Genomic DNA, 22,199 nt, shown 5'->3' with positions numbered 1-22,199 from the left:
GTCGATTACCTTAATGAGTCATCGAAGCAGTTGACGGGACGTCCGGGGCGGCGTTGTCGCCGGGCTTGCTGTCTTCAAAGCCTCCCCCGAGGGCCTGCATCAACTGGATCGAAAGATCGATTCGTTCCGCGTTGAGATCAGCCTGTTGGCGTTGCGATTGCAGCAGTTGTTGCTCGACGCTCAGGACGTCCAGGTAATTGCCGATGCCCGATGAGTAGCGCTGAACGACGGTGTCGTAGGATTTCTGAATCACATCGGTCGCCTGCTGACGCGCCTCGATCTGACGGCGGATGTCACGCAACTGGCCGATGCCATCGCTGACATCGCCCAGCGCCCGGACCAGTGTCTTGTTGTACTGCGCCACCGCGAGGTCGTAGTCGGCGTCCCGAGCGTCAAGGTCGGCACGGCGACGTCCGCCGTCGAAAATCGGCAGCGAGACCGTCGGCGCAACATTGAAGAAGCGACTCGCCGAACCAAACATTGCATCGCCCAGCAGCGACTCGGCGCCTGCAGAGGCGCTGAGGTTGAGGTTGGGGTAAAAGTTGGTCTTGCTGACGTCGATGTTTTTGCTTGCCGCCTCAACCCGCCAGCGCGCTGCCACCAGGTCCGGGCGACGGCCCAGTAACTCGGCGGGCACCACTGAAGGCAGGGCCACGACAGCAGGTTGCAGCACCGCAGGCCGACGCAGTTGTTCGCCACGGTCCGGGCCTTTGCCCATGAGCACGGCCAACTGGATTTTGGCGCTGCGCAGGCTCTTGTCCGCGTCCGCCAGCGATTCGCGAGAGTTGGCTTCCAGGCTCTGGGTCTGCTCGTACTGGTATTCGCTGTCGATGCCCGACTTGAAACGCCGCGCGCCCAAATCCAGCAGTTGACTCGTACGCTTGAGGTCCTCGGCCGCCAGATCGCGGACGATGTAGGCCTGGCCAAGGTCGCTGTAGGCGCGAGCCACGTCAGCGGCGAGGGTCAATTGCGCCGCTTGCTGATCGACTTCGCTGGCGCGGGCCTGCCCCAACGCCGCTTCCCAGGCCGCACGCTGTCCACCCCACAGATCAAAGTTGTAATTGAAGCCCGCGCTCAAGCTGCGCAAGGTGCTGTAGCGTCCGCCTGCGCCAGTCGGATCCTGATCGCGGGCCAGACGCGAGCGGCTGATGCTGGCGTCGGCATCGACGGTCGGCATGCGTTCGGCATCGGCGGCATTCGCCTGCGCGGTCGCCTGATGCGTGCGAGCAGCGGCGATTTGCATGTCCGGGCTGTCGCGCAACGCTTCAGTGATCAGCGTGTTGAGCTGTGGATCGCCGAGGCTGGTCCACCAATCGCGCTTTGGCCAGGCCGCCGGCGAGAGCTGAATGCCGTTGAGGCTTTGGGCGGTTTGCAGGTGGTTGGCATCAATGCCGACGCCTTCGGTCTTCAGGCCTTTGGAGCTGGCGCAACCGGCCAGGACCAGCGCCACGAATACCAGACTCAGGGACGTGCGCAGGGTCGAACCCTGCTGGATATGAGTGCTCATCGTTCGGCAATCCGGGCAATCGTGATGGGGTCGCCCGAGGCAACCAGAATTTTCGTCAGAATCTTTTCCAGCGCCAGCAGCTCGCTGTCTTCCAGCACCCCGACCATCTCGTTCATCGCGTGTGCGCCGATTTCCGGCAACAGGTCGGAGAGCTCCCTGCCTTCATCGGTCAGCACCAGTTGCACCTGACGCCGATCGGATTCCGAGCGCGCGCGGGACAACAGGTTTTTCTGCTCCAGACGGTCGAGCATGCGGGTCATGGAACCACTGTCCAGGTTCAGCATGCGACAGATGTCGGCCGGGGTTTCGGCGCAGAAGCGCGCGATCATCACCAGCACCTTGAACTGCTGCGCGGTGACGCCGTGGGGCTCCAGATGCCGATCGAGGATGCGGTTTTTCAGCTGTTCAGTCCGGCCGAGCAACATGCCGAGCAGACTGTCGTGAAAATTTTCAGGAGTGAAATGCGCCATTTGGTAGCCACCCATTATCTGCTTAGGCAGTGAATGGGGAGGATCTTACTGCCTAGGCAGTAAACACACAATGAAACAATATTTAAGGTGTACGGATTCGGACGAACGTGATTCGACGAATTGGCGAGGAGTTTTTATGCAGTGGCAGCGGCCTCCGTAGAAGCCGGCTTGCTGGCGAACGCGAGCGCGGTCGGTCAGACGCTAAGAATGTCGGGCGGGAGATCGATTCGCGCGCAAGCGCGCTCCTGCGAATCGGTGTCTGCCCTAAAAGGCTTACGCCGCCGGTACACCGCTGTGGAAGCGGAAGTCTTCATCGGGGCTTTCGATCAGCTCACGCTCGGCGAGGCGGATTTCTTCGATCTTGGCGTCGACGTCCGCCGCAGTGCCATACGTGTAAGCCAGCTTCAGGTAGTCCTGAAAATGACGGGCTTCGGATTTGAGCAGGCTGGCGTAGAACTTCGCCAGGTCTTCATCCAGATGCGGCACGAGCGCAGCAAAGCGTTCGCACGAACGTGCTTCCACAATGGCGCCGACGACCAGCGCGTCGGTCAGCCGATAAGGGTTATGGGTGCGCACGAGTTTGCGCAACGAACCGGCATAGCGCGCGGAGCTGATGTTGGCCATCGGAATGCCGCGCTTCTTGATGATGCCGATGACTTGCTCGAAGTGGCGCAGCTCCTCGCGGGCCAGCCGGGACATTTTGGCGAGCAGGTCAAATTTGTCGTTGTACTGAAACATGAACTGAAACGCCGCGCCGGCGGCTTTCTTTTCATTGTTGGCGTGGTCAATCAGCAGGATATCCAGGTTCTGCAAGGCAGCCTGCACCCAGCTGTCCGGGGTGGGGCAAAGCAGGAAAGCGTCGACGTCTGGATAGGTCTGCATGGGTTCACAAATAGCGGGTTGGGAAAGGCGCAGCATTATACGGAGCCTGACGGACAGAACCAGCCTGCCTGGCAGCGACAGCCGGGGATTTTTGCTTGCCCCGCTGCCGGGCCGAAACGATCAGCGCGCGCCCATCGCGTCCTTCAGGAAACCCGGCGCGATGTAACGCTCGTAATGCGCTTCGGACAGCAGGAAGAATTCCCGATCAATGGCATCGCGCAGTTCGGGCAGTGACCAGTCGCGAAACTCCGGCAGCAGCACCATGCCGTAGGCGTCGAGCTGGTTGATCACCCGAGCGCCCCGCGCAATCAACTGATAGGCCCAGCAATATTCCGACTGGTGCGGGACGAAACGGATCTTGCGTTGTTCCAGCTGCTGGCGCAGCTTCACGGGGTCGAAGACTTCGACCTTCGCCGCCATGACCTGCACCAGCAGCTGTTCAAGGCGCAGCCAGACCGCGCGTTTTTCGTCTTCGTTGTACCCGTTCCAATGGATGACCTCGTGGTGGAAACGTTTGCATCCACGGCACACAAGATCGCCGTAAACGGTGGAGCACAGGCCCACGCAGGGCGTTTTGATGATCTGATTGGGCATGGCAAAACAACACGACGGCGAACGGAACAAGCCGGCATGTTAGCCCTTTGTCTAACGAGGTACACCCTTCAACCTGTGGGGGCTAACTTACCTTCAGCGGTTTTTTCCCGTAGAATCACCGGGCCTTTTAAGGCGCCAATGTCCGTTGGAAGCTGTTTTCAAAGCGTCACGAGCACAGTCAGGGCTTTGTCCGGTAAGTCGCCCAGCTACTTATTGCCCAAAGCCCGCCCCGCAGTCCGGTTTGACGCGAAAGGTTCGCGTCCCCTCCCCAGCCGATCATGCAGGCGTAAAACTTTGAAAACAGCTTCTGTTGGAGATCGTCAGCTTCCTGCCAAGAAACTTTAAAAAGTTCGAGAGCATCGATGCGGACCTTTTCCGGATGAGCGTCCCGGACACCCATTTGGGACCACTGATGAGGGTAATACTGTGCTTGAAGCCTACCGTAAACACATCGAAGAGCGTGCCGCCCAGGGTATCGTGCCCCAGCCGCTTAACGCCGAACAAACCGCAGGCCTGGTCGAGCTGCTGAAAAACCCACCGGCTGGCGAAGAAGCTTTCCTGCTTGACCTGATCACCAATCGCGTTCCACCGGGAGTTGACGAAGCGGCCTACGTCAAAGCCGGTTTCCTTTCTGCCCTGGCCAAGGGCGAAGTTCATTCCCCTCTGCTGGACAAGAAGCGCGCTGTCGAACTGCTCGGCACCATGCAGGGCGGCTACAACATCGTCACCATGGTTGAGCTGCTGGACGATGCCGAGCTGGCACCGGTGGCCGCAGAACAACTGAAGCACACCCTGCTGATGTTCGACGCCTTCCACGACGTCGCTGAAAAAGCCAAGAACGGCAACGCACACGCCAAAGGCGTGATGCAGTCCTGGGCCGACGGCGAGTGGTTCCAGAAGCGTCCGACCCTGGCCGAAAAGATCAGCCTGCGCGTCTTCAAGGTCACCGGTGAAACCAATACCGACGACCTGTCGCCTGCGCCTGATGCTTGGTCGCGTCCGGACATCCCGCTGCACGCCCTCGCCATGCTGAAAATGGCCCGTGACGGCATCGTGCCCGACGTGCAAGGCTCGATCGGCCCGATGAAGCAGATCGAAGACATGCGCGGTCAGGGCTTCCCTATCGCTTACGTCGGTGATGTGGTCGGTACCGGTTCCTCGCGTAAGTCAGCCACCAACTCGGTGCTGTGGTTCTTCGGCGACGACATCCCGAACGTGCCGAACAAGCGCGCCGGCGGCTTCTGCTTCGGCAGCAAAATCGCTCCGATCTTCTACAACACCATGGAAGATGCGGGCGCATTGCCAATTGAGTTCGACGTCTCGAACATCAACATGGGCGACGTGATCGACGTTTACCCGTATGCCGGCAAAGTCACCAAACACGGCACCGACGACGTGCTGGCAACCTTCGAACTGAAGACGCCAGTGCTGCTTGACGAAGTTCGCGCCGGTGGCCGTATTCCGCTGATCATCGGTCGCGGCCTGACCGGCAAGGCACGCGCCGAGCTGGGTCTGCCGCCTTCGACGCTGTTCAAGCTGCCCGACGTTCCAGTGGCCAGCACCAAAGGCTTCACCTTGGCGCAGAAGATGGTCGGCAAGGCCTGTGGCACCGACGGTATCCGTCCGGGCACCTACTGCGAGCCGAAGATGACCACCGTCGGTTCTCAGGACACCACCGGTCCCATGACCCGTGATGAACTGAAAGACCTGGCGTGCCTGGGCTTCTCGACCGATCTGGTGATGCAGTCTTTCTGCCACACCGCGGCCTATCCGAAGCCGATCGACGTCAAGACTCACCACACGCTGCCTGACTTCATCATGACCCGCGGCGGCGTTTCCCTGCGTCCGGGCGACGGCATCATCCACAGCTGGCTGAACCGCATGCTGCTGCCGGACACCGTCGGCACCGGTGGTGACTCGCACACCCGCTTCCCGATCGGCATCTCGTTCCCGGCCGGTTCAGGTCTGGTCGCGTTCGCCGCTGCCACCGGCGTCATGCCGCTGGACATGCCGGAGTCGATTCTGGTTCGCTTCAAAGGCAAGCTGCAACCAGGCGTCACCCTGCGTGACCTGGTTCATGCAATCCCTTACTACGCGATCCAGAAGGGTCTGCTGACGGTCGAGAAGAAGGGCAAGAAGAACGCTTTCTCCGGTCGCATTCTGGAGATCGAAGGTCTGGAAACCCTGACCGTCGAGCAAGCCTTCGAACTGTCCGACGCCTCGGCCGAACGCTCCGCCGCCGGCTGCACCATCAAGCTGTCGAAAGAGTCGATCGCCGAGTACCTGAAATCCAACATCACCCTGCTGCGCTGGATGATCGGCGAAGGCTACGGTGATCCGCGTACGCTGGAGCGTCGTGCTCAGGCGATGGAAGCCTGGGTCGCCAACCCAGAATTGCTGGAAGCCGATGCTGACGCCGAATACGCGGAAATCATCGAGATCGATCTGGCTGACGTCAAAGAGCCTGTGCTCTGCGCGCCAAACGACCCGGATGATGCCCGTCTGCTGTCCAGCGTGGCTGGCGAGAAGATCGATGAGGTGTTCATCGGTTCGTGCATGACCAACATCGGCCACTTCCGCGCTGCGGGCAAGTTGCTGGAGCAGGTCAAAGGCCAGCTGCCGACGCGTCTGTGGCTGTCGCCGCCGACCAAGATGGACGCTCACCAGTTGACCGAGGAAGGTTACTACGGGATTTACGGCAAGGCTGGCGCGCGCATGGAAATGCCGGGCTGCTCGCTGTGCATGGGTAACCAGGCGCGTGTTGAGCCGAATTCGACAGTCGTTTCGACGTCGACTCGTAACTTCCCGAACCGTCTGGGCGATGGTGCGAACGTTTACCTGGCTTCGGCCGAGTTGGCGTCCGTTGCGTCGATTCTGGGTCGCCTGCCGACGGTCGAGGAGTACATGGAGTACGCGGGCAAGATCGACAGCATGGCTGCCGATGTTTACCGGTACTTGAGCTTCGATCAGATCGCGGAGTTCCGTGAAGCTGCGGCCAACGCTAATATTCCGGTTGTTCAGGCGTAATAGCTGAACCGTGTTGAAAGAACCCCGCTTCGGCGGGGTTTTTTTGGTTTGTGGTTATTGATGGTTGAATTCGTGGGTGTATGGGGCTGTCGACTTAAGGCATCTGCTTTGATTGTCGCCGGGCGCGTTCGCCGCAAGCTCGCTTTTATATCTTCTCGCAACACTCCATTATCTGGTAGACCGAGTGCGTAGCATAGTGATCGCGTCAACAGCTTATTACCTTAAATCTTGCCGTCAACATAGGTACTACTACGTTGAAAGACCAATACACCGAATACAACTTTAAATTGCCAGCTCGTACCTATCTGAGAAAGCGAAAATAGCTCGCCTTCCCTCCCTAGCAGGAGCTCTGCCTTGCTAAAACCATCCCAGTTATCAACCACTATTTCCTTCAACCCATGACCCAGAAACTCTAAAACTACGGCGTTATAGTTTTCCCCCACACCCCCCATTTAGGTACCTTCTTGGCTGGCTCGGTGTAAACATGCACATTCACGCTAAATCGGCCTTGATCCAGTCCAAACTGGCCTATCAGCACCTCTCCTAATCCATCGGGATAAAGAGTTTCTATGAATAGACTATTACCCGCGCATTCCGCGAATGATATTGAGTTAATAGTTATAGTGTCCATGCGTACCCCCAACATTCCCAGTTTTAGGATTAATAATCGGCCTAACGTTAAAATGCGGTTCCGCACCTCGCAGCGGCGTCGCCTTCAGATGACCATAGCTATGGTCCTGAATCATCAATCGTGCTCCTTTAACATCTAAAAAATAATATTCTCTTGTATAAACCATTCGCCCGGCCTTATAGACATATCCTCCGTATCCATCCATCAGTTTTTCTTTAACTACCGAATATGGCGATTGACTCAGCGGAATATTGGCATCCCCCTTAGCCTGCCTAAAAGCATCCTTCCTGCTGGAAGCCTGGTATGACGTCTTCTTGTTGGGGGTGCAACTCCACCCCCACGGATCCACCCACCCGATCGGATTCGGCGCGTACTGGTAGAGATTGACCCCACCCGCCAGCCCAATCGGGTCCGGCGTCGTGAACCGTCCCACATCCGGGTCGTAGAACCGGAAGGTGTTGTAGTGCAGTCCGGTCTCGCGATCAAGGTATTGGCCCTGAAATCTGAGATTCTGTTCCTCAATGAAGTACGGCTCGCGGACCTCTTCGGCGGTGTTTCCCCAAACCCGATAACGCGCGTGCCACACGACATGGCCGTCAGATTCGGTGAGTTGTTCGGGCAGGCCGTTGAGGTCGTTGTGGTAGTAACGAATTTTTTGCAGGGCGCCGCTTCCGTCGGCGCGGGCGAGGGGCTCGTGGCTGCCGTCGGCGTACACATACAGGCTGGCCAGGCTGTTGCGCTGTTCGTGCAGCAGGCGCAGGCCGTCCCAGGTGAAGACCGTTTCGCCGAGCAATTGGCCGTGTTGATCGTGTTCGCGTTTGCCGATGCGTCGGCCCAACGGGTCGTAAGTCATGCGCACAACGTGGCCGTTCGGGTTGCGCACTTCGATCAGGCGGCTGTCGGCGTCGTAGGCAAACCGTTGGGTACCGTGTCGGGCACTGCGCTTTTCGATCATCCGCCCGAAGCCGTCGTAGCCCATCGACCGCCCCCCGGCATCCCCCACCGCGGCAGCCGTTGCCAGCGCAGTGATGGCCGCTTAGCCGCAACCTCAAGCACATCGCCGAGGATGTCTGCCATCATCCAGGTGTGGGAAAGGGCGTCTCCTAGGCGGGCTGCGTAGAGGGGCAGACATTTATCGCTCAGGCCACAATAGTAAAAATGTTAGCGGGCTACAGCCTTTTTACTTTCCAGACGCGAGTGGCAGCGGTGAAAGAAAGATCTTTAAAATATCCGATCAGCTCAAGTGATTTTTCCCATGTATAGACGTTTCTTGAAGTAAAAATCTGAGATCCCTCTTGATTTGCTATCTCTAAAAAATAAAACCCTTTGTTGTAATCCTGTTGTTTGCTGATACGGTCTTCGAAGCGGGCTGGTCGGAGCGAAACGACACAGTCATCCAAGAGGTAACATCGTTTTTCGTAAATTGACTCATCCAGGCTCCATGGGTTTTTCTTCGTCGCATCAATCACGTCATCGGTATCGTGAACTACGGTGTACCAAGATGATGGCTGGCCTTTTTCACGCGCTTTTTCGTGGTTGGAGTCGGATAAGAGCACAATCTTTTCCATTTTCAGTAATCCAAATGCAAGTTGTAGAAAATGCCTTTTTCATTGTTCCAAGCGTTGACATGAGGTCCTGCGCCAAACTCAGGATGCCCTAGCTCATCGTCACGCCAGCCTGACGTTTTGCCTTGATTCCCAACACCGATTCTTCCCTTTGATGTTTGCCAGGTACGGGGTCCGCCTCTAAAGTCTGGCTTCCTCGTAGTTATCGGGGTGGAACCCAAATCGCCAGCAACTTCTGACGCAGCCTGACGGGCAGCGCGCCGGTTAGGCATTTTGTATCTGTTCTCACCAGCCGCAACACCACCATGTTTCATGATGATCGACTCGGCATGAGCCTGAGCTTTAGTGTCCCGGAAGCACGGCTTCCACCCCAGAGGATCTATCCAACCAACCGGATTCGGCGCGTACTGGTAGAGATTGACCCCACCCGCCAACCCAATCGGGTCCGGCGTCGTGAACCTTCCCACATCCGGGTCGTAGAACCGGAAGGTGTTGTAGTGCAGTCCGGTCTCGCGATCAAGGTACTGGCCTTGAAATCTGAGATTCTGTTCCTCGATGAAGTACGGCTCGCGAACCTCTTCGGCGGTGTTGCCCCAGACCTGGTAACGGGCGTGCCAAACGACATGGCCGTCAAATTCGGTGAGTTGTTCGGGCAGGCCGTTGACGTCGTTGTGGTAGTAACGAATTTTTTGCAGGGCGCCGCTTCCGTCGATGCGGGCAAGGGGCTCGTGGCTACCATGGGCGTACACATACAGGCTGGTCAGGCTGTTGCGCTGTTCGTGCAGCAGGCGCAGGCCGTCCCAGGTGAAGACCGTTTCGCCGAGCAATTGGCCGTGTTGATCGTGTTCGCGTTTGCCGATGCGTCGGCCCAACGGGTCGTAAGTCATGCGCACAACGTGGCCGTTCGGGTTGCGCACTTCGATCAGGCGGCTGTCGGCGTCGTAGGCAAACCGTTGGGTACCGTGCCGGGCACTGCGCTTTTCGATCATCCGCCCGAAGCCGTCGTAGCGATAACGCTTGTCCTGATACGTCAGCAGTCTGTTGTGCACCACGCGCCCGGCGCGGGATTGCGGGCCGTCGAGCAGGTTGGCGGCGGCGTCGTAGGCGAAGGTTTCGCTGTGGCCCTCAAGGCTGGCCATGATCCGCGCCGTCGCGTCGTAGTGCAGCAGCGTTCGCTGGTCACGCTGGCGGTTGCGATGCAGTCGTCCGATCAGGTTGTCGGCGGGATCGTATTCAAACTCCTTGCTCGATTCGGCAGGCAGTTGCGGCGGTTGATGAGTAGCCCGACGCGACCGGGTACGCAGACGCCCGGTGCGGTCGTACTGACTGCGCGTGCTGATCTGTCCCTGGCTGCGCAGCACTTCGCGATGCAGACGATCACGTTCGAAGTCGCTGATGACCTGCCCGTCGAGATTGATCTGGTGCAGATGGCCGCTGCCGTAATGCAGGCGATTGAGCCAGCGGCCATCACGCAGTAGCGTTTGAGTCAGGTTGCCGAGTTCGCCGTAGCGGTGTTTCAGCGATCCGTTCGAGGTGTGTTCTTCCAGCAACTGACCGAGAGCGTCATAGGCAAGGCCGATTTTCTGCTGCTGGCCTTCTTGATCGGTAAACCTCACCTCAATCAGTTGATCCAGAGCGTCGTAGTGGTATTCGGTCCGGCCATCAGCGGTAATTTTTGCGGTCAATCGGCCCAGCCCGTCACGTTCCAGCGAATAGATGATCGGCTCTGAAGCGGGTTCTGCATCAAGCGTTGAAGGGCATTGTTCGACGCGTATTGTGTTGTTGAGCGCATCGTATTGATACCGTCGCTGACTGCCATCCAGATCCTGCTGGGCCACCAGCCGATCCCCGGCATCCCACGCAAAGCGATAACTTTCGCCGTTCTCGTTGGTCAGCGAATGCAGGCGGCCATAGGCGTCGTAGCTGAACTGCACCTGTCGTCGATGAGGATCGAAGCGCTGCCGAACCTGACCTCGCCGGTCATAGTGATAGCGGGTAGTGTCGCCCGCCGGATCAATGTATCCCGTCAGCTGCCCGCTGGCGTCGCGCTCATAACGTTCGACCCGCCCATCCGGCAATGTGCGCTGTAACAGGTGGCCACGCAGGTCATGCTGAACAAGCGTCTGCTGACCGAGGGCGTCAGCGACGCTTTGCAGAAAGCCTCGCGCGTCATACTTGAACCGCGTTTGGTAACCAGAACAATCGGTCTGGACCTCAATCTGGCCCAAGTCGTTCCAGCGCAGCTTTTGGCTTTTTTCGGCGGCATCGATGATCTCGATGACCTGACCGCGGTCGTCATGGAGATAGCGGGTGATATGCCCCAGCGGGTCGACGGCGTGGGTGCAGTTGCCCCTCGCGTCATACCGGTAATGCCAGCTGTTGCCGGCCGGGTCGGTCTCGACCTTGGGCAGCGACCAGTGCTCCAGCCACAGCGTCGACTCGATGCGCCCCAGGGGATCTTCGGTTGCACTGAGGTTGCCCGCTTCGTCGTAGGTATAGCGCCATCGCCCGCCCTGAGGATCAACGGCGCCGAGCAACTGACGCTCGTCGTTCCAGCAAAACTGCCAGCGCTGGCCAAGGCTGTCGCTGTAGTCGGTGATCTGGTGTTGGGAGTTCCAGCGGCGTGTGCTGACTCGGTTCAAGCCATCAGTGACGACCGTCAGCCCAGCGTCGAGGTCGTAATCAAACACATATACATCACCGTCATCGGTCCAGTGGCGTACAACCCGCCACTCCAAATCGCCGACCAAGGCCCAGTCATAAAAGCAACGCAGGCCAGTGGGCAGTTGATGCTCGACCATCCGCCGTTCGTGATAGACAAAACGGCGCATGACATTTTCCAGACCATCTCGGACTTCGGCCAGATCACCAATATCGTCATAGCCATAACTCACCAGCGTCTCACGGGTGGTATCGGCCAATATGCGCTCAATCCGCTTCACCCGGCGTGGCCATCGCCCCGAATACACCAGCCCCACGCGAGGTACATCGAAGGTATCGCTCAGTTGCGTCAGTCGTCCCTGATCGTCGTAATCCAGATGAATGCGGTTGTCGTTACGGTCGCCCAGTTGTGTCAGTCGGAACGAATCACGATCACCCGAGACCGGCTCAAACAGCCGATAGACCCCATCCCCACTTTCTATCAGCAACCGCCCCTGGGCATGACGCCGCACCACCAGCCCTTCACCGGCGCTGAACACGGCCCCGCCCGGCGAAATGACACCCAGATCAATCGAGCGTGCCTGCTCATCGATATACGTCAGCCGCTCGCCACCGGCAGGATGCGCCTCGATGCGCACGCACACTTCGAACCCCACGCTCCAGCCTGCACCGAACATTCCTTCGCGGCGCTCATCCCGGCTGTTGTAAAAGCGCTGCCATACAAACGGCATCACACCCGGCAGCACGAAGTCCAGCTCATCAGGACCACCCAGTACCTTGGCCCCCGTGGCCACATGGACCGGATTGGGCGACCCGGTCACCGCGCGTGTCAGCGCCCCGGTGACCTGACTCACGCCATAGCCGTTCACGCCACCCAGCAACATGCAAGGCAGGTTGCTGACAAATTTGCCAGGCCCGCCGCGCAGCAGCATCAGCGCATTGACTGCCAGCCCCACGCCCGGCGTAGTGCCGCTGCGGATCGGGCGCACCGCCACCGGGTCACCGCCAATGACGATGTTGGGCGATATCTGCCCGGAAGACGTCACCAGCGCGCCGCAGGTACTCGTGTCGCGGCTGCGCACGGCGGGCTGGCCGTTGATGAAGACCTTGCCCGAGCCCTCGGCGAGGAATTGCGGCGGCATCGGCGGATGGCGGCTGCAGTGCACCTCATCCATCGGACGGGGCAGGGCCCCCAGGGCGGTAGACGCCTGGGTGGGACGCCACAGCTCCGAGAAAAAGCCCTTGGCCATGTCGAGAAAGGTGACTTCCGGGACGGCATCTTCCGGCAGCTTGGACGGGTCAGACGAGAGGTTTCCCGCCGCCCGAGCCGCTGGCAGGCTGTTGAAAAAGGTGTCGGGCGAACCGCTGCTGATGTACCCGCACACCTCAGGCGGGAACAGGTCGTTGGCCAAGTCCGAGCAGAACTGACCGATGCTTGCATCGGTGCCCGTCGCGCTCATGCCGACCCCCACGGCGATGCTGACCGCTGCGCCCAGTACACAGGCGCCAAGCCCGCCCGTGGCGAGGGTCAGGCCTGCGGCACCGACGACAGCCGCCGCTATAGCACCTCCGACAGCCACGCCTGCGGCGACCTCTAGAAAACCCCCAAGGGCATCGGCCATGATCGAGCAGTGAACGATCGCATCGCCCTGGCGGGCGGCGTTTTGGGCGTCAGACATTCCGTGATCCGCGCTGAGAAAGCAGCGGAATGTAAGGATTTCATGCGGCCCTGTCTGAGGGCTGAAACACAAAAAGACAGGACTGCGAAATTTTCAGAAAAGGACTACAGGACTGATTCCTAAATCCTATTCAGGAAGGGACAAAACCGCACAACGACCAGTACGTTCGGGCAGAACGGAGCGTCGCTGGTGTGCAGGAACCTCGACGAAGTCGAGGCCCAACCAAAAGCAAACTGGGAGAAGGCCTACAGGCTGAAGCCTGTCTTACGGGCGTCGCGGCCGGCGCCATTGGATGCACGCGCTGCTGTTGGTGGGACCGGCTTTAGCCGGGAGGACGCCGGGGTGGGCAACGGCAATCTGGCGGCATGACGCTGTTGATCGGGCCCACGCTCCACGTAGGCATGTATCCCGCGACGCTCCGCGTCACCGTGCAGGCTGTCACCTCTTCCGGTTGCTGGTCGGCGTAGCCACGTGGGCAGTTGGCCGCTTAGACTGCCTCTTCTTTCTGTTTTCAAAGGATGAATCCAGTGAATGCGGCTGTCGATCAGGTGGTGATCCATCGTTTTACCGAGTCCCATATCGAGGCCGTCACGGCCCTTTATAACGACCCCGTGGTGTGCCGTCAGGTGCTTCAAATGCCGTATCAATCCGCTGAGGTCTGGCGCAAGCGGCTGGCGGGCGCGGATGAGCGTTCGGTAAAGCTTGTGGCTTTGCATCAGGGCCAGGTGATCGGCAACATCGGGCTGGAGCAATACGCGCGCATTCGGCAGCGTCATGTAGGCGCCATTGGTATGGGCGTGGCAGCGGCGTGGCAGGGCAAAGGGGTTGGGTCGCGGCTGATGGCTGCCGTGCTGGAAGTCGCGGACAACTGGATGAACCTGCACCGTGTCGAACTGACCGTATTTGCCGACAACGAAGCCGCGCTGGCGCTGTATCGCAAATTCGGTTTCGAAACCGAAGGCCGTCTGCGGGACTACGCCATTCGTGACGGGGTGCTGGTCGACGCCATCAGCATGGCGCGATTGAAATAACCACGTCGCGTTGTCGAGAGAGCGACGCAAAGCGTCAAAGGATGCATGCCAACGCAAAGTGAGGGCGCGATCAACGCAGAATGCAGGATCCGGCCTGCTGGCGAAAGCAGTGTGTCAGGCGGCATCTTCCCAGCAGACCCTTCGCGTTCGCCAGCAAGCCGGCTCCTACAGAAGACTGCATTCACCCAGTGCATTTGGTCGCGCCCAAGTCGGCCCTTCCCGGCTAAGGCCGGTCCCACTAGACAGCGGGCGTGCATTCAGCCGCACCGATGGCGCACCCCTGTGGGACCGGCTTCAGCCGGGAAGCTATTGATCTGCTTCTGATCTGCTTCAAATCCGCTGTTGATCTTCATACGCGTAAAGCCCAAACACCATCAATCGCGACTTGGGTGCAGGCCGAACGCAGGCGATGCGCAGTGGGTCGAGCCGCATGGACGCGGCGAGAGCGCCGTCAGGACAGGGATGTCCGTTCGGCGCGGGTCCACGGAGCATCGTCGGAGTGAGGGTATTCCGACGAAGGAGGAACCAAACCAGGAGCACAGCCCTTGGCTGCTCTTTGAAACCGAAAGCGGGGCTTTATCAAGTAACTCGCCGAAGGCGAAACGGTCTGCCGTTAGGCAGACGCTCTGATTTGACCTTAATCTTGGAAGCCACAAAAAAGCCCCGCATCTTGCGATACGGGGCCTCTGTTTACAGCAAGCTAACCATCAAACCACCGACGTCTGCCCACTCATCGCCAGGTCCAGCAACTCACGGTTGGCGACCGCATACATCGCATAGTCATTGCCACTCGCCGCGCGCAACTCAACCAACATCGCGCGCCAGCGCTCAACCATCTGCACGTGCTGCTCCAGCCACAGCGTCAAGCGCTCCTCGATGTCCGCAGGACCGTTCGGCATCTGCAACACAGAGACCGTAATCGCCCGCTGCTGCCAATCGATATCATCACGGAACGCCTCACGCGCCAGCGCCTGCCAATTGTTCTCCACCGGCAAGGCACTGATCTGCTGCAGATACCAGGTCACGTCCAGCGAACTGCCGACCGCGAAGTACACCTTCGCCACATCCGCCGCATTCTGACCGGTGACATCAGACGCTTCGATGATCGGCAACAGCGTGTACAAGTGACTGGTGCCCGCGACCATCCGCGCCAGCAACTCCGGCACACCGGCGGCGACGTACTCTTGGTAGCGCGTCTGCCAGACCTCGCGGGTCGGGCCTTCCAGCAACTCGTCCAGTTTCAGGCCCAGCGCCGCAATGTGCGGACCGAAGTGCGCAACATCGCGCGCCGCGTCCAGCTCGTTGCGACGGCTGCGCAGGAACCAGCGGGTCGCGCGGCGGCCCAGGCGCATCAGCTCATCCATCAGCGCCAGCTGAATCTCGGCCGGGACCTTGTAGTCCAGTGCCTCGATCTGACGGAACCAGTGCGGCAGGTGGAAAATGTCGCGCACGATCACATACGCACCGGCCACGTTGGCTGCCGTCATGCCGGTCGACTCTTTGAGCCGCTGCACGAAGGTGATGCCCATGTGGTTGACCAGATCGTTGGCGATCTGCGTGCTGACGATTTCACGCTTCAGACGGTGGCGACGCATCGACTCCGAGAACTTCGCACCCAATGACGGCGGGAACGCGGTTTCCATGTCGCGGGCCAGATAATCGTCATCCGGCACGCGGGATTCCAGCAGCGCTTCCTTGAGGTCGATCTTGCTGTAGGAAATCAGCACCGACAGCTCCGCGCGGGTCAGACCTTTCTTCTCCGCGATGCGCTCGGCCAGTTGGTCTTCGGCCGGGAGGAACTCGATGGCACGGTCCAGCTTGCCACGCGACTCCAGATCACTCATCAGGCGCTTGTATTCGGCGATGCGCTCGTAGGCGCGGCGCTCCGCCAGCGACAGGGCCTGAGTCTGCTTGTAGTTGTTGCCGAGGACGAGGTTGCCCACTTCATCGGTCATGCTTTCGAGCAGCAGGTTGCGCTGCTTCTCGGTCATGTCACCGGCCTGGACCACTTCGTTCAACAGGATCTTGATGTTCACTTCGTGGTCGGAGCAATCCACGCCACCAGCGTTGTCGATGAAGTCGGTGTTGGTCGCGCCGCCCATCAGGCCGAACTCGACGCGGCCCAGTTGGGTCATGCCGAGGTTGCCGCCCTCGCCCACCACTTTGCAGCGCAGCTGATTGCCGTTGACGCGCAATGCGTCGTTGGCCTTGTCACCCACATCGGCATGGCTTTCGCTGCTGGCTTTGACGTAGGTGCCGATGCCGCCGTTCCAAAGCAGATCCACAGGCGCCTTGAGCAGCGCGTGCATCAGTTCGGTCGGGGTCAGCTTGTCAGCGGTAATGTCGAAGCGTGCTTTCATCTGCGCAGTGATCGCAATGCTTTTGGCGCTGCGCGGGAAGATGCCGCCGCCTTCGGACATCAGGCTGGTGTCGTAATCGGTCCAGGCCGAACGCGGCAGGTCGAACAGACGCTGACGCTCGGCGAAGCTGCTCGCCGGGTCCGGATTTGGATCAATGAAGATGTGCAGGTGGTTGAACGCCGCCACCAGTTGCAGTTTGTCGGACATCAACAAGCCGTTGCCGAACACGTCGCCGGCCATGTCACCGACGCCGATCACGCTGATGCTGTCCTGCTGGACGTTGATGCCGCGCTCGCGGAAGTGGCGCTGCACACCGACCCACGCGCCCTTGGCGGTGATGCCCATCTTCTTGTGGTCGTAACCCGCCGAGCCGCCGGAAGCGAAGGCGTCACCCAACCAGAAGCCGTAATCGATGGCAATGCCGTTGGCGATGTCGGAGAAGGTCGCGGTGCCCTTGTCGGCGGCCACGACCAGGTACGGGTCATCATCGTCGTGACGCACGACGTTGGCAGGCGGCACCAGAGCGCCTTCTTTCAGGTTGTCGGTGATGTCCAGCAGCCCGGAAATGAAGATGCGGTAGCAGGCGATCGCCTCGGCCTGGATCTCGTCGCGGGTGCCGGTGGTCGGCAGACGGCGCGGCAGGAAGCCACCTTTGGCGCCCACCGGCACAATGACCGAGTTCTTCACCTGCTGGGCTTTGACCAGCCCGAGGACTTCGGTACGGAAGTCTTCTTCGCGGTCGGACCAGCGCAGGCCGCCGCGGGCCACGTTGCCGAAGCGCAGGTGCACGCCTTCAACACGTGGCGAGTAAACGAAGATTTCGAACTTCGGTACCGGCTTCGGCAGTTCGGGGATCAGACGCGGGTTGAACTTGAAGCTGAAATAGCTCTTGCTCTGACCGTTGGCGTCGGCCTGGTAGAAGTTGGTGCGCATGGTCGCCTTGATCAGGTCAAGGTAGCGACGCAGGATGCGGTCTTCGTTGAGCACTTGCACGCCGTCGAGCGCGGTCAGAATGGCCTGTTCGAGACGCTGTTGCATGTCATCGAGGTCGCCGCCGCTCAATTTGCGCGCCAGGTAGAAACGGGTCTTGAACAGACGCGTCAGCTCACGAGCGATGTCGGCATGGTTGTTCAACGTGCTGGCGATGTAGCCAAGGTCGAAGCCCAGGCGGATCTGCTTCAGGTAACGCGCGTAGGCCCGCAGCAACGCCACGTCGCGCCACGGCAGACCGGCCGTCAGCACCAGACGGTTGAAAGCATCGTTCTCGGCTTCGCCACGGACGATGTGGACGAACGCGTCCTGCAGCGTGTCATTGAGTTGTTGCAGGTCCAGCTTCAGGCCTTCGCCGTAGGTGAACGCGAAATCATGAATCCAGAATTCGCGGCCATTGGTATGGCGCAGGCGGTAGGGGAATTCGCCCAGTACGCGCAGCCCAAGGTTTTCCAGAATCGGCAAGACGTCGGACAGCGCCAGCGGGGTGTCGGCGTGGTACAGCTTGCAATGCAGCTGCGCCTTGTCGCCTGACAGCGGCTGGTAGAAGCTCATCACCAGCGGGTTGGCTTCCGACAGGCTCAGCACATGCTGCATGTCCACAACGGCTGAGTGCGCCGCGAAACGCTCGCGGTAGCCGGCCGGGAAGCCTTTCGGGAAGTCGGCCAGGACGTTGGTGCCCTGCGCCTCGCCGAAGCTCTCGATCACCAGGCTGGCGTAGTCGTCTTTCCACGACCGGCACGCCTGGATCACTTCGTTTTCCAGTTGCTGCGGGTCGATGTCGAGGGTGACTTTCGGGTCCACGCGCAGGATCAACTGCACGCGCGCCAGCACCGACTCGGAGAAGAAGGTCCAGAACTCGCAGTCACTGGCCTTCAGGCGCTCCATCAGCACTTGCTGGATTTTTTGACGGACTTCGGTGGAGTAAACGTCGCGCGGCACGTACGCCAGGCAGTAGCAGAAGCGGCCGTACGGGTCTTTGCGCAGGAACACGCGGATCTTGTTGCGCTCCTGAATCTGCACGATCGACATCACGGTGGTGAACAGCTCGTCCACCGGGGTCTGGAACAGGTCATCGCGCGGCAGCACTTCGACCACCTGCGCCAGTTCCTTGCCCAGGTGCGCCTTGGCGTCAAACCCGGACCGGCGCTCGACTTCGGCAACCTTGCGGCGGATGTAAGGAATGGCGCGCACGCTCTCGCCATACACCGACGAGGTGTACAGGCCCATGAACCGCGATTCCTTGATGACCTTGCCGTCGGCGTCGATCTGGCGGATCGACACGTAGTCCGGGTACGCCGGGCGGTGAACACGGCTCGGGTGCGCGGCTTTGGCGAAGGACAGCAGGGTCGGCTCCTGCAGGTAGTTCACCGCATAGCCTTCGATGTGCAGGTCTTCGGCGGTAAGTCCTGCGCGCAGCAGCTTGGTCAGGCCCAGGAAGGACGACGGGTCATAGCTGAGCTGCCCGCCTTCGTCTTCGCTGCTGACCGTGAATTCTTCATAACCGAGGAAGGTGAAGTGGTTGTTGACCAGCCACTCGAGGAACACCTTGACCTCGGATTTCTCTTCGGGGTCGACGTTGTATTCGGTGGCGTCGATGCCCGCCAGAAGTTCGTGCAGCTTGGCCTTCATCGGCTCGAAGTCTTCTACCGCGACGCGCACTTCGCCCAGCACTTGCTCAAGTTCACGGGCCAGCACATTCAGCTCCGCGGCGTTGGCGCAGCGGTCGATCTCCAGGTACATCAACGATTCTTGCAGCACGTCGTCGCCGCTGGTGCCTTTTGGCAGCAGTTCGAGCAGTTGGCCTTTCGCGTCACGGCGCACGCTCAGCACGGTGGTCTGCAGCGTGTGGATGCTGTAACCGCGACGGTTGAGCTCGGTACGCACCGAGTCCACCAGGAACGGCAGGTCGTGGTGCAGAACTTCAACGGCGGTGTGCGTGGACTGCCAGCCGTGGCGCTCGTAATCGGGGTTGTAGACCCGCACCTGCGGCGTGCCGTGCTCGAAGCGTTCGAGCAGGCGCCAGGCCGAGAGGGTGCAGCCGGCCAGGTCGGACAGTCTGCGCTGGGTAAGTTCGTCGAGGGAAATGATGCCGAAGAATTGATCGGCGAACAGCGCCACTTGTGGCAGTGCCTGTTCACTGATGTGCTGAGCCAGTGCCGCTCGCAGTTGGTGCTGGAAGTCGGACTTGCTGGCTGCGGTGAAGAACGCCATCTGTGGTACTCCGCTTGGCTTGAGCTTTTATATAGGAGAGATGCGTGTGTCGGGTGGAGCTGGTGCGTTTGTCACGTTTGCGTCTGGTCGATGATAGTCAGCATAACGTGACAGTGGGCAATGCGATTCGCACTGCGTGAATTACTAACGCTTTTGGTGTGTGTGCCGTCACATTTGTTCGGCTTGGGTGTACGTCGGTGCGGTTTCTGCCCAGGCAGGCTCCGCCGCGCTTTTGTGCACTTGCTGCGCAGCTTAACGACAGGGGGGCTGAATCTGCTTGCGATGCTGCGACATATTCGGACATCGGGTTGCAGGCGAGGTGTTTCGCTGGGCCTGTGTCGTGAAGATCAAGAGCTTCGGCCTAACGGCCTCGGGTTTCGCCTTCGGCGAGTTACTTTTAAAAAGCCGGGAGCCGGACCAACTAAAAGTAACCAAAAGTGCCTGCTCTCGGTTGGGCCCCTCCTTCGTCGGGGTTCCTTCACTCCGGCCTCGCGCCGTGGGCCCGCTGCCATCCGCCATCCATGGCGGGGGGCAGCTCTCGCCGCATCCATGCGGCTCGACCCACTCTACGAGGCCTCCGTTCAGCCTGCACCAAAGTCGCGTTTGGCGGTGCCTGGACGTTTTGCGTACGAAAATCAAAAGCAGATCAAAAGCGCTCTTGAAGCAGATCAACAGCTTCCCGGCTGAAGCCGGTCCTACAGTCAGCGCCAATGTCACTGACTGCACGCGCTGCTGTTAGTGGGACTGGCTTTAGCCGGGAAGAGGCCGGCCCAGTCGCCCTCAACTCTGCGCTTGATCGTCCCCACGCTCCGCGTGGGTATGCATCCTGTGACGCTCCGCGTCACCTGAAGCCGGTACCACAGGGTGTACGCGTTGCTCTTAGTGGGACCGGCTTTAGCCGGGAAGTGGCCGGTGCGGACACACTCAAAATCGTAGGAGCCGGCTTGCTGGCGAACGCGTCGGGTCAGGCGCCACTCGGTAATCTGGCCGGCGAACAAACGCAATCTTCAGCAAATCTCGTGCAGGACTGGCAAAATCCCAGCTGCCCTGAACCACGACAGAGAACTTGCCGCCATGCACATGACCACCGACAGCTTCATCTACAACCCATGCGACGAAGAAGAAGACGACATGGCGCTGGCATGCTGTCATGGCAGCAGCACGGGTGATTTGTTTTTGCTCGCGCGCTTTCCCGACGAGGATGAGGTCGATATTACCTTTCGTGACGACACTATCCACGTCGAAGACAACATCACCGTCACGCTCAGCGCCACTCGGCTGTTGGTGGAAATCGACGCCAGCGATGCCAAACCCCTGGGCGGCGACACGGCCTACGACATCACCCACAGCACGCCCGCCAACGAACTGGCCGAGCTGGACGCCACGTTGCGAATCATCCTCAAGGACGTCGGCACCTACGTCAGCCAGATCAACTGAGAGCCTGTCAACTACGGGCGCCCAGTGACACAAATGTAAGACAGTTCTTGTTTTTGCCCAGTCCCTGGCTGAAAAGCCGAAAAAAGCCACCGGCCGATTAGTCGGCGCCCTTGCGATGGATTAAAGTAACGCCCCCAGCTTCGGCGCCACCTGGCGCTGCTGCCTCTCCTGCCAGGAACTGTCATCGATGGAACATCGTGAAGCGTTGATCGCGCTGCGAACCTTTCTCTCCACCCAGATCCTCGGGCAGGAGAAACTGGTTGAGCGCCTGCTGATCGCGCTGTTGGCCGACGGCCACATGCTGGTCGAAGGCGCACCCGGCCTGGCCAAGACCAAGGCGATCAAAGAGCTGGCCGAAGGCATCGAAGCCCAGTTTCACCGCATCCAGTTCACCCCCGACCTGCTGCCCGCCGACATCACCGGTACCGAAATCTACCGCCCCGAAACCGGCAGCTTCGTGTTCCAGCAAGGCCCCATCTTCCATAATCTGGTGCTGGCGGACGAGATCAATCGCGCGCCGGCCAAGGTGCAATCGGCGCTGCTGGAAGCCATGGCCGAGCGCCAGGTCAGCGTCGGGCGCAGCACTTACGACCTGTCGCCGCTGTTTCTGGTGATGGCGACACAAAACCCTATCGAGCAGGAAGGCACCTACCCGTTGCCAGAAGCTCAGCTCGACCGCTTCCTCATGCACGTCAAGATCGGCTTTCCTGACGCAACCGTCGAACGCAAGATTCTCCAGCAGGCCCGTGGTGAAGCACTCAACGGCGAAACCAAGCCGGAGCGCCGGGTCAGCCAGCAGGCTATCTTCGCTGCACGCAAGGAAATTCTCGGCCTGTACATGGCCGATGCGGTGGAGGAATACCTTGTGCAGCTGGTGATGGCGACCCGTACGCCGGCCAAGTTCGACGCCGAACTGGCCGAGTGGATCGGCTATGGCGCCAGCCCGCGGGGTTCGATTTCACTCGACCGCTGCGCCCGCGCCCATGCCTGGCTGGCAGGACGCGACTTCGTGAGTCCCGAAGACATCCAGGCGATGGTCTTCGACGTCCTGCGCCACCGCATCATCCTGTCGTTCGAAGCAGAGGCGGCTGGCATCGACCAGGACCGTGTGATCCAGCGCATCCTCGACGTCGTGGCCGTCGCCTGACCCC

11 protein-coding genes and 1 pseudogene are annotated in these 22,199 nt (G+C 60.0%); 4 read left to right on the top strand and 8 right to left on the bottom strand.

The window, feature by feature from the left end:
- Positions 1–10: 10 nt before the first annotated feature.
- The 4 genes from QRN48_RS10690 to QRN48_RS10675 form a co-directional block, all read right to left on the bottom strand.
- The gene (locus tag QRN48_RS10690; RefSeq protein ID WP_285350502.1) at positions 11–1,507 is read right to left on the bottom strand and encodes an efflux transporter outer membrane subunit; all 1,497 of its coding nucleotides are present in this window, start codon (positions 1,505–1,507) and stop codon (positions 11–13) included.
- A complete protein-coding gene (locus QRN48_RS10685) occupies positions 1,504–1,977 on the bottom strand; it encodes a MarR family winged helix-turn-helix transcriptional regulator (RefSeq protein WP_285350500.1) in 474 nt (157 codons plus the stop codon). Before QRN48_RS10685 ends, QRN48_RS10690 begins: the two co-directional genes overlap by 4 nt.
- A gap of 273 nt (positions 1,978–2,250) precedes the next feature.
- Positions 2,251–2,859: a MiaE family protein gene (locus tag QRN48_RS10680; RefSeq protein WP_037013679.1), complete on the bottom strand. Its 609-nt coding sequence runs from the start codon at positions 2,857–2,859 to the stop codon at positions 2,251–2,253.
- A gap of 120 nt (positions 2,860–2,979) precedes the next feature.
- Positions 2,980–3,453, bottom strand: coding sequence for a DUF1289 domain-containing protein (locus QRN48_RS10675; RefSeq protein WP_191946130.1), 474 nt, complete (start codon positions 3,451–3,453; stop codon positions 2,980–2,982).
- A 426-nt stretch (positions 3,454–3,879) separates the two neighbouring features.
- On the opposite strand from QRN48_RS10675, the gene acnB reads away from it, so the two are divergent.
- Positions 3,880–6,480 (top strand): bifunctional aconitate hydratase 2/2-methylisocitrate dehydratase, encoded by a 2,601-nt coding sequence (gene acnB / locus QRN48_RS10670; RefSeq protein WP_037013682.1) that lies wholly within the window; start codon positions 3,880–3,882, stop codon positions 6,478–6,480.
- A 611-nt stretch (positions 6,481–7,091) separates the two neighbouring features.
- Here acnB and QRN48_RS25380 read toward each other — a convergent pair.
- From QRN48_RS25380 to QRN48_RS10650, 3 genes and pseudogenes are all read right to left on the bottom strand, one after another.
- Positions 7,092–8,084: pseudogene (locus tag QRN48_RS25380) on the bottom strand (RHS repeat-associated core domain-containing protein); the annotation flags it as partial.
- 196 nt (positions 8,085–8,280) lie between these two features.
- Positions 8,281–8,679, bottom strand: coding sequence for a hypothetical protein (locus QRN48_RS10655; protein ID WP_285350497.1), 399 nt, complete (start codon positions 8,677–8,679; stop codon positions 8,281–8,283).
- A gap of 2 nt (positions 8,680–8,681) precedes the next feature.
- Positions 8,682–13,016, bottom strand: a complete 4,335-nt coding sequence (locus tag QRN48_RS10650; protein ID WP_285350496.1) for an RHS repeat-associated core domain-containing protein — start codon at positions 13,014–13,016, stop codon at positions 8,682–8,684.
- A 518-nt stretch (positions 13,017–13,534) separates the two neighbouring features.
- Between QRN48_RS10650 and QRN48_RS10645 the strand changes: the two genes are divergently transcribed.
- Positions 13,535–14,047: a GNAT family N-acetyltransferase gene (locus QRN48_RS10645; RefSeq protein WP_502944594.1), complete on the top strand. Its 513-nt coding sequence runs from the start codon at positions 13,535–13,537 to the stop codon at positions 14,045–14,047.
- Between the two features lie 707 nt (positions 14,048–14,754).
- Here QRN48_RS10645 and QRN48_RS10640 read toward each other — a convergent pair.
- Positions 14,755–19,611, bottom strand: coding sequence for an NAD-glutamate dehydrogenase (locus QRN48_RS10640; protein WP_285350494.1), 4,857 nt, complete (start codon positions 19,609–19,611; stop codon positions 14,755–14,757).
- 1,074 nt (positions 19,612–20,685) lie between these two features.
- Between QRN48_RS10640 and QRN48_RS10635 the strand changes: the two genes are divergently transcribed.
- Both QRN48_RS10635 and QRN48_RS10630 read left to right on the top strand, forming a co-directional pair.
- A complete protein-coding gene (locus QRN48_RS10635; protein ID WP_285350493.1) occupies positions 20,686–21,048 on the top strand; it encodes a hypothetical protein in 363 nt (120 codons plus the stop codon).
- Positions 21,049–21,235: 187 nt separating this feature from the next.
- The gene (locus QRN48_RS10630) at positions 21,236–22,195 is read left to right on the top strand and encodes an AAA family ATPase (RefSeq protein ID WP_037013687.1); all 960 of its coding nucleotides are present in this window, start codon (positions 21,236–21,238) and stop codon (positions 22,193–22,195) included.
- Positions 22,196–22,199 lie beyond the last annotated feature (4 nt).

Source organism: Pseudomonas sp. ME-P-057, assembly GCF_030208975.1.
Taxonomy (GTDB): Bacteria; Pseudomonadota; Gammaproteobacteria; order Pseudomonadales; family Pseudomonadaceae; genus Aquipseudomonas; species Aquipseudomonas lutea.
This window is presented reverse-complemented; position numbering and strand designations above follow the sequence as displayed.